Source organism: Hyphomonas sp. L-53-1-40, from assembly GCF_000682775.1.
In the GTDB taxonomy this organism is placed as follows: Bacteria; Pseudomonadota; Alphaproteobacteria; order Caulobacterales; family Hyphomonadaceae; genus Hyphomonas.
Map to the genome: position 1 here is coordinate 82684 of NZ_AWFI01000003.1, position 13120 is coordinate 95803.

12 protein-coding genes and 1 pseudogene are annotated in these 13120 nt (G+C 59.6%); 6 read left to right on the forward strand and 7 right to left on the reverse strand.

What is annotated here, in order from left to right; all coding sequences use genetic code 11:
• Positions 1 to 89 precede the first annotated feature (89 nt).
• The gene (ubiG, locus tag L53_RS04915; RefSeq protein WP_034812645.1) at positions 90 to 866 is read left to right on the forward strand and encodes a bifunctional 2-polyprenyl-6-hydroxyphenol methylase/3-demethylubiquinol 3-O-methyltransferase UbiG; all 777 of its coding nucleotides are present in this window, start codon (positions 90 to 92) and stop codon (positions 864 to 866) included.
• Positions 863 to 1474, forward strand: coding sequence for a DUF924 family protein (locus L53_RS04920; protein ID WP_034812647.1), 612 nt, complete (start codon positions 863 to 865; stop codon positions 1472 to 1474). Before ubiG ends, L53_RS04920 begins: the two co-directional genes overlap by 4 nt.
• Here the strand turns inward: L53_RS04920 and L53_RS04925 are convergent.
• On the reverse strand, positions 1471 to 2841 hold the full coding sequence (locus tag L53_RS04925) for an MFS transporter (protein WP_084333114.1): 1371 nt from the start codon (positions 2839 to 2841) through the stop codon (positions 1471 to 1473). The two genes, L53_RS04920 and L53_RS04925, sit on opposite strands and share 4 nt — an antisense overlap.
• Before the next feature lie 120 nt (positions 2842 to 2961).
• On the opposite strand from L53_RS04925, the gene L53_RS04930 reads away from it, so the two are divergent.
• On the forward strand, positions 2962 to 4467 hold the full coding sequence (locus tag L53_RS04930) for a M20 family peptidase (protein WP_034812653.1): 1506 nt from the start codon (positions 2962 to 2964) through the stop codon (positions 4465 to 4467).
• A 10-nt stretch (positions 4468 to 4477) separates the two neighbouring features.
• On the opposite strand, the gene L53_RS04935 is transcribed toward L53_RS04930, so the two are convergent.
• Both L53_RS04935 and L53_RS04940 read right to left on the reverse strand, forming a co-directional pair.
• Entirely contained in the window at positions 4478 to 4837 is a 360-nt protein-coding gene (locus L53_RS04935) for a MerC domain-containing protein (RefSeq protein WP_034812656.1), read from the reverse strand.
• 165 nt (positions 4838 to 5002) lie between these two features.
• Entirely contained in the window at positions 5003 to 6325 is a 1323-nt protein-coding gene (locus tag L53_RS04940; protein ID WP_034812658.1) for an oxygenase MpaB family protein, read from the reverse strand.
• A gap of 163 nt (positions 6326 to 6488) precedes the next feature.
• Here L53_RS04940 and L53_RS04945 point away from each other — a divergent pair, with 163 nt between their 5' ends.
• Positions 6489 to 7001: a TetR/AcrR family transcriptional regulator gene (locus L53_RS04945; RefSeq protein WP_198019744.1), complete on the forward strand. Its 513-nt coding sequence runs from the start codon at positions 6489 to 6491 to the stop codon at positions 6999 to 7001.
• Between the two features lie 25 nt (positions 7002 to 7026).
• On the opposite strand, the gene uvrC is transcribed toward L53_RS04945, so the two are convergent.
• Together uvrC and L53_RS04955 are read right to left on the reverse strand one after the other, a co-directional pair.
• The gene (gene uvrC / locus L53_RS04950) at positions 7027 to 8901 is read right to left on the reverse strand and encodes an excinuclease ABC subunit UvrC (RefSeq protein ID WP_034812662.1); all 1875 of its coding nucleotides are present in this window, start codon (positions 8899 to 8901) and stop codon (positions 7027 to 7029) included.
• A 39-nt stretch (positions 8902 to 8940) separates the two neighbouring features.
• Complete coding sequence (locus tag L53_RS04955) at positions 8941 to 9252, reverse strand: hypothetical protein (protein WP_034812664.1); 312 nt, start codon at positions 9250 to 9252, stop codon at positions 8941 to 8943.
• 260 nt (positions 9253 to 9512) lie between these two features.
• On the opposite strand from L53_RS04955, the pseudogene L53_RS04960 reads away from it, so the two are divergent.
• A pseudogene (locus L53_RS04960) lies at positions 9513 to 10723 on the forward strand (pyridoxal phosphate-dependent aminotransferase).
• Positions 10724 to 10828: 105 nt separating this feature from the next.
• Positions 10829 to 11293: a Dps family protein gene (locus tag L53_RS04965; RefSeq protein ID WP_034812667.1), complete on the forward strand. Its 465-nt coding sequence runs from the start codon at positions 10829 to 10831 to the stop codon at positions 11291 to 11293.
• Positions 11294 to 11640: 347 nt separating this feature from the next.
• On the opposite strand, the gene L53_RS04970 is transcribed toward L53_RS04965, so the two are convergent.
• Both L53_RS04970 and L53_RS04975 read right to left on the reverse strand, forming a co-directional pair.
• Positions 11641 to 12549: a LysR family transcriptional regulator gene (locus L53_RS04970; protein ID WP_034812669.1), complete on the reverse strand. Its 909-nt coding sequence runs from the start codon at positions 12547 to 12549 to the stop codon at positions 11641 to 11643.
• A 169-nt stretch (positions 12550 to 12718) separates the two neighbouring features.
• The coding region (locus tag L53_RS04975) for an imm11 family protein (RefSeq protein WP_034812671.1) at positions 12719 to 13120 on the reverse strand (402 nt) is incomplete at its 5' end.

Genomic DNA, 13120 nt, shown 5'->3' on the forward strand with positions numbered 1-13120 from the left:
CCCCATATCCTGTCGTTTTCTTGGGATATCCCACTATATTCGCCCTCATAGGGGGTGTTCACGCCCGGATCAAACAGGTTTCTTGAACTATGACAGTAGCAAAAGACAGGGCAGACCACGCGCCTGCCACACCCAGCATCGATCCGGACGAAGTTGCCAAGTTCTCAGCGATGGCTGCAGATTGGTGGAATCCCCGCGGCAAGTTTCGGCCGCTTCACAAATTCAACCCCGTGCGGCTGCGCTTCATCCGTGACCAGGCAGAGAAGCATTTCGGGATTGCACCGGAGGCCAGACGCCCGCTGGACGGCCTGAGACTGCTCGATATCGGGTGCGGCGGCGGGCTCGTCTGCGAGCCGATGACACGGCTGGGCGCGTCGGTCACCGGCGTGGATGCCTCGGAGGCCAACATCAAGACCGCGATGACGCATGCCGGCGAACAAGGCCTCGACATCGACTATCGCGCAGGCACAGCCGAAGGCCTGATTGAAAGCGGAGAGCCCCTGTTCGACATCGTGCTCAATCTGGAAGTTGTCGAACATGTCGCTGACCCGCACCAGTTCCTGAAAGACACGGGCGGTCTCGTGAAACCGGGCGGCCTGATGATTGTCGCCACACTGAATCGCACCGCCAAGGCGCTGGCCACTGCCGTGATCGGTGCCGAGTACGTGCTGGGCTGGTTGCCGCGCGGCACACATGACTGGTCGAAATTCGTGACGCCGGACGAGGCCGATGCGGGACTCACAGCCGCAGGCCTCGTCACCGAACCGGCCATTGGTGTCTCCTACAATCCGCTGGCCGACAGCTGGAAGCTCTCCGGCGACACCAAGGTGAACTACATGATCGTGGCCCGGAGACCTGCCGAATGACGAAAATACCCACCCCCGAAGATGTGCTGGCCTACTGGATCGGCGATACGCGCCATTCTGCCGAAAACCTGAAGGAAAAGCACAAGCTCTGGTTCGGCAAATCGGACAAGACCGATGCCGAAATCCGCAGCCGGTTCTTGGGTCTGCTGGAGGACGCGTCGCACATGCCCTTTGCAGATGATTGGGCGGCCGACGGCCCGCGCGGCCGATTGGCGGCAATCATTGTGCTCGACCAGTTCAGCCGCAACCTGTTCCGGGGGGATGCTCGCGCATTTCATCAGGACTCGCTCGCCCTTCGTATGTGCAAGGACGGCCTCGCGCTGAATGAGCACAAATCCCTCAGCGAAACAGAGCGCGTTTTTCTCTGCCTGCCACTGGAACATTCGGAATCCCTGGAAGACCAGAAACATTGCGTCGAAATGTTCGAAGAACTGGTCGCGGATGCGCGTCCGGAGTTCAAGGATTTCGCGAAAAGCACGCTGGATTATGCCCACCAGCACTTGAAGGTGATTCAGGATTTTGGTCGGTTCCCGCACCGGAACAAAGCGCTTGGGCGTGAGACAACCGTGGAAGAGGCCGAATGGCTGGCAGAAGGCGGCGGTTTCTAGTCCAGCATTTCCGGTCCGCGCGGATCCAGGCTCTTGCTGATATCCCGCTGCATGGCCCGGGTCAGCGTGTAGCGCGATGCGACAAGCGCTGCGAGACCGTACAAGATCACCGGCAACACACAGAAAACCAGCAGGAGGCCGTGCAGGGCTTCGGGGGAATTCTCCGCACCCGGTCGGAACCCGGCCACCCGTCCCAGCACGAAATATCCCACGCCGAACGCGAGGCTGCTGCCGATCTTGTAGGCGCTGGTCAGCAGGGAATAATAGATGCCCGCCCGGTTCTCGCCGGTTCGCGCCGCTTGGTATTCCACCACGTCCGCTGCCATTGATCGCGCGATCACGACGGGCGCGCTGAAGGCCGCACCGTTGACAAGCGCCCCGACCAGCAGCGCCCAGAAACCTCCGCCCAGACGTCCGGCGAGGTAGTAGATCACATAGCTCGACATCCCCATGATCACCGCACACAGAAAAGCGGTGTTCTTCTCTGTCCGCGCCGAGAATTTGAGCCAGAAGGGCAAAGCCGCAACGGCCGTTGAAAAGAATATCATCAGCACGACGCTGGACATGGAATCTGACAAACCAAACACGTATTCAGCCACGAACAGATAGTTCGAGGCCGTGATGGCCACGGCCGTTCCAACCAGTAGTTCCATGGAGAGCACGACACCGAGGAATTTGTTCCTGAGCGCCGCAATCATGGCCTTCAGATCAAACTTGGCGGCTTCACCCTTGTCGCCTCGCATAGGCCTGTCCGGCACGAAGGTGCAGGCGAGGAAGGCCACGATCGGTAGGGAGATAAGCAGCGCCCAGCCCATTACCTCGACTTGCCCGAACCGGTCCACTTCGACACCAGCTGCAGCGAGGATCGCTGGCACAGCCAGCAAGGCGAGCATCGAGATGATGCTGAGCACTTCTGCCCATGTGAAGAAGCGGGAGCGATCATCATAGTCGGTCGCAATCGCAGGCACCCATGCAGACCGCGCAGTCTGCAACAGGGTGAAACCGACATAGAAGAGCAGCATCCAGACCACGAAATAGCCCGGCCCCGCGCCGCGCTCCGGCATGTAGATGAAATAGGTCGCCAGCCCCAGTATCGGTACGCTCAGCACGATCCAATGGCGCACACGGCCCCACGGGCTACGGTATCGATCGACCACGAACCCCATCACCGGGTCGGTCAGGATGTCCCAGAATCGCAGCACCATGAACAGGAAGCCGGTCAGCTCCAGGCCCAGGCCAACTTCATTGGCGTAGAGCGGTGCAAGATACACGGCCAACGGCAACCCCACCCCCGCCAGCGGGACGCTGAGTGAGGAAAAGGCGAGTACTCTCGGTAGGGACAGGCGCGGGCCACTTGCGTCAGTCATACGCGCAGCCTGCCCGGTAAAAACGTGACGGCCAAGTCATTTTTTTATCGCCGGAACGGTTGACGTCGCGCCGGTCGGGCCTGACACCGGATAAAAGATGTGCCGGGAGGAAATGGGCCAATGCTGAAGAAAATCTTGTTGGGGGTCGTCGCCCTCATTGTGCTTCTGGTGGCGGTGATCCTGTTCCGCACATTCACATATGGCGGCACGGCGACGGGCGAACGGGTAGAGCTTCCTCCTGTGCCCGAAGTCTCCGCAGATCGCGCCGCAAGCCATCTGAGCGAAGCCATCCAGTTCCGCACGATCACGGTCGCTTCCGGCGACCCGCGTGTCGGCCAGGAAGGCCCGTGGCTGGAATTGCATGACTGGTTGGAGACGACTTATCCTGCCGCCCACGCCGCCATGACACGAGAACTGGTGCCCGGCACCCTGTCCCTGCTCTACACATGGGAAGGATCAGATCCCTCGCTCGACCCGCTGCTGCTGATGGCCCACCAGGACGTCGTACCAGTGAACATCGGCACTGAGGGCGACTGGACCGGCGCGCCCTTCGCAGGCGAGATCGTCGACGGCTATGTCTATGGTCGCGGCGCGCTTGACGACAAGGGCAGCCTCGTCGCCCTGATGGAGGCGGCTGACGCGCTCGCCGCAAACGGGTTCCAGCCCAAGCGCACCGTCCTCATCATGTTTGGCCATGACGAGGAAGTGCTCGGCAATGGTGCCGAGGCTGGTATCGCCCTGCTGAAATCACGCGGCATCTCGCCGGTCATGGCACTGGACGAAGGCTTTGCGATTATTGACCCTTCCCCGCTGACCGGAAAGCCGATGGCTTATATCGGTGTCTCCGAGAAGGGCTATCTGACGCTCACACTGACCGCGCTGGCCGAAGGCGGGCATTCGTCTACACCGCCGCGCGACTCTGCTGCGGTCCGTCTCGCCCGCGCCATTGTTGCGCTGGACGAGAATCAGATGCCAGCCGACTTTTCCAAACCTCCGGTGTCTGATCTCTTCCGCGTCTCCGCCCCGGACCTGCCCTTCATGCAGAAGATGGCCTTTGCCAATCTCTGGTTGTTCGCAGGCAGTGTGGATTCCGCAATGGCAGACATCCCGGCCGGCAATGCCATGATCCGCACGACCACGGCGCCCACCATGCTGGCTGGCTCCGCCAAGGAAAATGTTCTGGCCCAGCGCGCCATGGCGACCGTGAATTTCCGCGTGCACCCGAACAATACGGTCGAGGACGTGATCAAGCATGTGAAAGACGTCACGTCTGACATCAAGGGGATCGAAGTGACGGTCTCCGACGGCGGCATCAGCGGCAGCGAAGCGTCGCCAGTTTCGCCTACCGACAACAAGGCCTATGCCGTGCTCGCCAGCGTGGCCGAAGCGCAAGGCGGCGGCGCCGCGGTTGCACCAGGTCTCGTACTTGGCGCGACAGATGCCCGCTATGCCAGCGCCATCACCGACAGCGTCTACCGCTTTGCGCCGTCCGTGCTGAACCCGACAGACCTTTCCGGCTTTCACGGCACCAATGAACGTCTCGCAGTCGAGAACATGAAACGCCTCTCGGAAGGCTACGCCCAGATCATTGTGGCCATGGATACCGGAGACCAGGACATCCGCTGATATGGGTCGGTCAATGCTGGTGCTGTTGCCATCTGTACAGATGCGCACCTGCCAGACAGCAAGCACCCACCACAGTTAGCTGCGGTTCAGATGCGTGCCAGGGTTCGACGAATGCACCCGCGACCAGAAGCGTACTGCCGAGCGTGGCGACAGAGCCGAATATCCAGCGCGCCAAAGTCCGGCGGGTGTTTGCGAATGCAAGCAATGCAACCGGCACAGCCAGCATGACCAGAGCTTTATGGAGCCATTCGGCCTCCGCAACTGCACTTGTAAGGGGCAGGATCGACCCCAGGACCGGCAATGCGAGACAATGGACCAGACACAGACCGGAAAGGCTGACGGCCACAGCATCTGCTTTGAATGAAATCATTTCGGGAATCCAATAAACGTTATATAGTAACGTTTACGCAGAAGCCGATCTCCTGACAACCCGCTAAGTCAGGAATGCGGGATCAGTACAAGGTTCGAGAACGAAACGTTTGATGCCCCCCGCCCACCCGGGTCCCTCAGGGGGCATCAAACTCCCCTCCCACCGTCATGCAGCCACGGGGACTGCAGGACGGTAAGCTTCAGCATCTGATGTGAACTCGGCATGACCATAGCGTTTCAGCAACTTGCGGATACGCGCCGTCAGTCGCCGGTCCGCAATGCCGCGTAATCCGGGCACGGAAAGGGCGAACCGGTACAGTGCCATCTTGGCCGAGATGTAAGGGAACAGGCCCATCGCCACTGCATAGTCCAGCGGCCCGACCGGCACGCCGATCTCACGCGCTTTCTGGCTGTCACCGCCAAGAAAGTGTTTCACCAGGACCAGCCGCGCGAGCCGCTTTTCCAGTGCGTTGAATATGCGGTGACCGAGCTTGCGATCTGGTGGCAAATACGCCTCCAGCGTGGCGCGCACCAGTGTGCCACAGGTCTCGTCGTCAAAGCCCTGGCGGATCGACGCGCCCCGGGCATTCATGATGTCGACAATGCCCTGCGGCGTGTCCATCAACAAATCTTCCGGCAGGCCGAGCAGGTAACAGCGATAGCGGCTGAACTCGACGCGGGCGCGCTCATCGGCAGTGAACTCGGTACGCCCCTCATCCAACATCTGGTAGGCGAGCAGGAACACATCGATCAGGCCAGCTGGCATCTGGTCGACTTGTGGCACCGGAATGCCGTACACGGACACATCCCAACTCTTCATTTTGCGCAGGATGTTGAACCGGACCATGGAATGCATCAGGCGTACCATGGCAGCGGCCTTGAAGCCCTCCCCGCGCGGCTCCAGCGCACCGGGCAGCGTGGTCACCGTAAAGAAGGTCGCCGTCTCGTTGACACGGCGTGCCGACGTCGAGTAGCCGAGCGTGCCCGTAATCGCCATGGGCAGTGCGGTATACTTGTTCATGAAGGTTGCAAGGAACGCCCCCCGGATCATCCACGGGGACGTCACCGCCATCGGGAGGCGATTCAGCGCCGCGCCCTTCCGCACCATATCCATGTCCAGCCAGTCCGGCCTGGTTTCCATTTCCGCGATCAATGCCACCAGTTCCGGCGGCGCGTCGGGCACAGCTTCCAGCCCCTCATCGCAGGCCGTTGTCAGCATATCCACGAGCCGCCTGAAACCATACTCACCCATCAGGGCCGCATAGGCATCAGCCGTCACATCCCCCAACATCGTATAGGCCTTGACCCGCGCAACCATATCCGCTGGAGGCGGCGCCATATTGTGCAGCGATGGCGGTAGTGAACTTTCCGCTACATCCTGAGTGTAGCGTTCTGGTGTCTGCGTGAAATCGACATAGCCATACATTTGAGGCAAGGCTGATTTCTGCAGCTCAATCCGGTCGTGAACCTGAGCGAGCGAGGGATGCATTCAGACGCCTCCTGTAGTGTTCTTGGCAGTCGTCGCCCTATAATGTAAGCAAAGCTCAGTTATTCCACTCGCATCAGGATGTGCGTAGGGTTAAGCAAATCGGAATGCACAAGTGACTGAAAAAAACAGAAGAAAACCAAGGCAAGCCCGAGCTCAGGCAACCGTGGAAGCCATTCTGGAAGCAACGTTTCAGCTTTTGGAATCGGATGGTCTCACAAATTTAACCACAAACCACATCGCTGAGCGCGCTGGCGTCAGTATTGGCACGCTCTACCAGTATTTTGCCGACCGGGAAGCCATCCTCTTTGCGCTCAGTCAGCGCCAAAGCGACAATGTTCGCAAAATGATCACGAAGATTGTTCTGGATTCCCCTGAGACATCACCCGTACGTGCTGTCATCCGGGCACTGATGCATGGCCCCACAGGTTCGCCTCAAACACGGCTCATCCTCTCAGACGTCCTGTTTCGCTCTGGCGGCAGCGATGTCATGAGCCGCCAGCATTTTGCCTTCCTTGAATCCATCAGTGGGCAGCAAAGTTTCGATTTCCCCCACGGCCGGGAAGCGGCTTTCATCCTGACACACACTGTCGTGCAATTGCTGAGAGCGGCTGGCTCGATGCGGACATTCTGGAAGATGAACTCGTCCATCTCGTCGAAAGCTATATCGAAAGCCTGATGTCACGCGCCACCGCGCGGTCAGCCTAACCGCTATTGAAATGACCCCAGATGCGTTCGGCCAATGCTTCATTGACGCCATCCACTTCCATCAAGTCGGCGACCTTGGCGCGCGAGACGCCCTTGGCCGATCCAAAATGGTGAAGTAACGCCTTCTTCCGCGTCGGACCGACCCCTTCGATCTCGTCCAAGGGCGACGTCTTGATTGCAGCAGAGCGCTTTGCCCGGTGCGCGCCAATCGCCCAGCGATGAGCTTCATCGCGCAGACGCTGAAGGTAGTAGAGCACCGGGGCGGTTTCCGGCAGCTTGAAGGGCGCGCGGCCCGGCCGGAAAAATTGCTCCCGCCCGGCATTGCGGTCCACGCCCTTGGCGATGGAGACGAGGTTTACATCTTCCGGGGTCACACCAATTCCGGCCAGCGCCTCGATCACGGCGTTCAATTGTCCCAGCCCACCATCGATCAGAACAAGATCTGGCCAGTTTGCGCCATTGCCTTCTTCGCGCTCTTTCAGGGCGCGGGAAAACCGCCGTCGCATCACTTCACGCATCATCCCGTAATCATCACCCGGCTCGATGCTCGTATCCTTGATATTGAACTTGCGATACGCATTCTTGATGAAGCCTTCCGGCCCGGCAACAACCATTCCGCCCACGGCGTTTGTGCCTTGAATGTGAGAGTTGTCGTAGATCTCGATACGCTCCGGAGGCGTTTCCAACTCGAACACTTTCGCCACTTCAGCAAGCAGGCGCGTCTGGCTTGCCGTCTCGGCCAGCTTGCGCGACAGGGCTTCCCCTGCATTGCGCGCGGCCTGGGTGACAAGGTCCTTCTTGCTGCCCCGTTCGGGGCGACGCACTTCCACCTTGCGCCCGGCTTTCAGCTCAAGCGCGTCAGCGATCAGTTCGGCCTGGTCCGGTAATTTGTTCACAAGGATCAGCTTTGGCGGCGGGCGCTTGTCATAGAATTGCACGAGGAAGGCCGACAGCACTTCTTCCGGTGTCTGCTCGCGCTCATGGCGTGGATAGTGCGCAGTCGCCCCCCAGTTCTGTCCCGCCCGGATGAAGAAGACCTGCACACAGGAGACCCCGCCATCCATCTCGATGGCGAACACATCTGCCTCTTCGATGTCTTCCGGGTTCACATCCTGACTGGCACGCACATGGGCCAGCGCCCGGATCCGGTCGCGCAGCCGCGCCGCACGTTCAAATTCCATGTCATCTGCCGCCGCTTCCATATCGGCAGCGAGGCGCTTTTGCAGATCGGCCCCCTTTCCGCGCAGGAAGTCTGCCGCCTGATCGGCAAGCGCCTGATAGTCCTCGATCTCGATCAGCCCGACGCAGGGCGCCGCACAGCGCTTGATCTGGTGCAACATGCAGGGCCGCGTGCGCACACTGTAGACACTGTCCTCACAGGTGCGCAGCAGGAAGGCTTTCTGCAATGTGTCCAGCGTCCGCATGACAGACCCGGCACTGGCGAACGGACCGAAATAGTCGCCCTGATCCATCTTGGACCCGCGATACTTCTTGATCTGGGGCGCTTCATGGTCCCGGCGGATCAGGATGTAGGGAAACGATTTGTCGTCACGCAGCAGCACGTTGAAACGCGGCTTCAGGCTCTTGATGAGACTCGCTTCCAGCAGCAGCGCTTCGGTCTCTGTCTCGGTGACAACGAACTCCATCCGCTTGGTCATGGAGATCATGCGGGCGATCCGCTGGGTATGACCGCCGAGCCGCGCATAGTTCGAGACCCGCGCCTTCAGGTCGCGCGCCTTGCCCACATACAGGACATCGTCATGTTCACCGAACATGCGATAGACGCCCGGCTTTGCAGGCAGTCGTTTGAGATTGTCCTTGATGACGTCAATGCCCCGTAGGGACGCTGCGCCGGAATCAGTCGGGTTCATGCCTCAACAGATAGTCCGGCTTGGCCGGGGATGCGAGCCTCAGAAGAAGTTGATTACATCCTGAACGTCAAACCGGGAATCAATCATCCATCCCGCACCGAAGCTGAACAGCATCACCAGGACGATCGACGAGACGAAGGATCGCCCCCGTGCCGGGTCGGCCTTGCGACGCCCTGCCCGCACCAGGATCAGCATGAACAATATCAGAATGAACACGACCATGAAGAACAGCTTCTCCATGTCGTCGAGACGATCGACCCAACGTGAGAAGTCGAGATAGGCCTCATTGGCCACTTCGGCGACCTTGTCCAGAACCCGATTCAACAGGTCCATACTCGATGAAATGCTCATGGCTCCGTATCACTGATCCCTTTTCGGGATCGCCTTTCGACTGGGTTGCATAATCCTGCATCATGCCAAAACAAGGCTAATAGTCTGGCCCAAGCGCGCAGGTGATTTTGGGGAATGTTGTTAAGGCCTCAGAAAGGCTTTGAGGCCGGCCCTTGAGGCCCGTGCGTCAGAATTACCCTCGCCCTCCCCTTGCGGGCCGGGGCCCTCAGGATTAAGCGAAGGCAAACGCCGCCGCGCGTGACACTTCACGGGAAAATCTCATGTCCGACACCTTCCGCTTCTCTGATGCCCTCGACCGCGTAAAGCCGTCTGCCACCATCGCCGTCACCACCAAGGCCAATGAGTTGAAACGGGCCGGACATGACGTGATTGGCCTCGGCGCGGGCGAGCCGGACTTTGACACACCGGACAATATCAAGGACGCCGCCATTCAGGCGATTCGCGATGGCAAGACCAAATACACGCCCGCCGATGGCATCCCGGAGCTGAAGGAGGCAATCTGCGCCAAGTTCCAGCGCGAGAACGGCCTCACCTACAAGCCTAGCCAGATCCACATTGCGCCGGGCGGCAAGCCGGTCATCTATAATGCCTTCCTCGCCACCCTGAACCCCGGCGACGAAGTCATCATCCCGGCCCCCTATTGGGTGTCGTATCCAGACATGGTCCTGCTCGCCAGCGGCACGCCCGTCGCCATCGAATGCGGCCCGAATGCCCAGTACAAACTGACACCCGAAGCCCTCGAAGCCGCCATCACGCCGAACACCAAATGGCTGTTGCTCAACTCGCCATCCAACCCGACCGGCGCCGCCTATACCGAGGCCGAGCTGCGGGGGCTCGCGGATGTCCTGCTGCGCCATCCGCATGTTTGGGTGATGACCGACGACATGTACGAGCACCTCGTCTATGACGATTTCGAATACTTCACGATCGCCCAGGTCGAACCCGCCCTGTACGAGCGCACGCTCACCGTAAATGGCGTCTCCAAGGCCTATGCCATGACCGGTTGGCGCATCGGCTATGCGGGCGGCCCGGAAAAACTGATCACCGCCATGCGAAGGTGATCAGCCAGACCACATCCAATCCCTGCTCGATCAGCCAGTGGGCCGCCGTCGAAGCGCTGAACGGCCCGCAGGATTTCCTGCCCGCCCGCCGCGCCGTCTACCAGCAGCGCCGCGATATGGTGGTAGCCGGCCTCAACGCCGCCGAAGGAATCACCTGCCCCACACCGGAAGGCGCCTTCTATGTCTATCCGTCCTGCGCGGGCGTCATCGGCAAGACCAGCCCGTCCGGCAAGGTGATTGAAAGCGACAAGGATTTCGCCGCCGAATTGCTGGAGCAGGAAAAGGTGGCCATCGTCTTCGGCGAGGCGTTCGGCCTGTCCCCGGCCTTCCGCGTGTCCTATGCCACCTCAACCGAGGCGCTGCAGGAAGCCCTCACGCGCATCCAGCGCTTCTGCGCAAATCTGACATAGGAAACCGCTATAGAGTAATCCTATATCCGACCTTTCCCCTATTGATTGGCATGGAACGATCGGGGCTCTTACGTCTTTGATAAGAGAGACAAAGGAGTTACCCCCATGCCTGTAGATATCGGTTTGAACGACGAAGCCCGTAATACGTCCGCTGACGCCCTGCGCGTTCTGCTGGCGGAGACTTATGCACTTTATTCCAAGACCCATGGTTATCACTGGAATGTCACCGGTCCGCGCTTCAACAGCCTGCACACCATGTTCGAGACACAGTATAACGAACTCTGGATGGCGCTGGACGAGATTGCCGAACGCATCCGCGCGCTGGGCCATTTCGCCCCGACATCACCTGCGGAAATGGTGGAGCCAGCCACGATCAAGCCAGACAATGGCATTCCGGACGCCGACACGATGGTCGAAAATCTGGTCAAAGGGCATGAAGCCGTCAGCCGCGCTGGCAAGGCGGGCCTGAAAATCGCCGAAGACAATGGCGACGCGGTGACCGCAGACCTGATGACGCAGCGCGCTGCGATCGCAGAAAAAACAGCCTGGATGCTGCGCGCGAACCTCTGATCCGCCCGCCAATACTGGATTGGCGCATCCTGTATATTGCACTGCACAACACTTGCCATGTCTCATGGGCTTGACCGCGCCCATGAGGCGCGGCAATCTTGCATCCAGTTCATGAAAAGCGGCCGTTAGAGCCCTGAATTCAAGGCAAAAAAAGGCCCGGCAGCGAATGAACGCGCCGGGCTGTAAGTATCGGGCCCCGTAGGGGGGAGGAAACGCCCAATCGGAGGAATGATTGGGTTAATGCCCGAGGCCCTTGGCATGCGTGGTAGATAACCTCTCCCCCGATGATTACAACCAACATGACAGCAAAGCTTTCATGCACTTATGCATGGATGTCGCATTTCTGACTAATTCTGACGCATAGCCGGACGGCGCAGGATCTCGGTCTCTGCGGTGATGAAATCCCGGAATGCCGACACGCGTTTTGAACGGCGCAGATCGCTCGGATAGATAAAGTAGAGATCGAAGATTGGCCCGACCGTCTCCGGCAACACTTTCACAAGCCGCGGCATGGTCCCGGCCATATAGTCCGGCACGTCGGCAATCCCCAGCCCGGCATCCACGGCCCGCAACATGGCGAACACATTGTTCACCTTCAGCGCGGCCTGGCGCGGCGGGCTGTCATCCCGGCCCACACGGCAGGCAAAGCTCATCACATCCAGCATCGAGCTTTCATCGCCATAGGCAATAATCCGGTGATTATCGAGGTCCTGCGGCGTGCGCGGCATGCCATAGGCTTTGAGATATTCCGGCGAGGCATAGAGATTGGTCGCCACAGTGCCCAGCTTGCGCTGGATCAGGTCCGCCTTGTCCGCGGCCCACAGGCGGATGGCGCATTCGGCCTCCAGCTTCAGCAAATCATATTCGCGGCTGTCATCAAGGCGCAGGTCCAGGTTCATGTCCGGGTGCTTGCGGGCAAATCCGCCCAGGCGCGGCACCAGCCAGGTCGAGCCGAACGCCACTGGCGCAGCGACGATCAATTCGCCCTGTGGGGTCTCCTGCTGGTCCTTCAGCAGGGCATTGGCCGACTGCGCCGCCGTCGCCATTTCCATGGTCGAACGGAACAGCGTGTGGCCGCTATCAGTCAGCACCAGGCCGCGCGCATGCCGCTGGAACAATGAGACGCCCAGCGCCTCTTCCAGCGCCGCAATCTGGCGCGAGACTGCCGACTGCGAAATGCCCAGCCGCTCGCCCGCAGACGTCAGGCTGCCAGCTTCTGCTGCCGCGTGAAATGATTTCAGCTTACCCCAGTCCATGGGGAGCGTTTGTGACGCCTAAATGACCCCACGGCAAGCGGAGATTGCGGGCGGCCGCAGCGGCGCAACCTATAGGATGGATTGAGCAAAGCGATACCCGCCAGATGGTGAACGCCTTTGAGGTTTCTGATGGAGAGGCAATCGCATTGGGCAATTCTGCATACAAAAATCACCACTGCAAAATAGTGGACTCAGGGACATATCCTGCGACCAGGGATTTGAATCTGATGTTTGGGGACACCGCCTCAAGTTCAGGAAATACGGACTTGGCAACGCAAATCTGGTAGCGCTCCCGATCAGGCCGGAACAGAAGCTGACCTTTCGTCACCTCTGGCCGAAGATGCATACTCTTGAACTTACTGAGAAAAAAATAGCCATTGCCGAGCTTCTCAATACTGTAAGACGAACGCTCCAGATCAATCGCATCCAGAACAACTGTAACGTCCATCGCCGTCAGTTGCGGCGCTACATCATTCAGCAAGGCCTCATCATATGTGGCCTCACGAACACTTAACTGGTCTTCGAAAAGGCTCAGAAGCTTCCGGGTGCCCTCCGGACGGGCAAGCAGGCA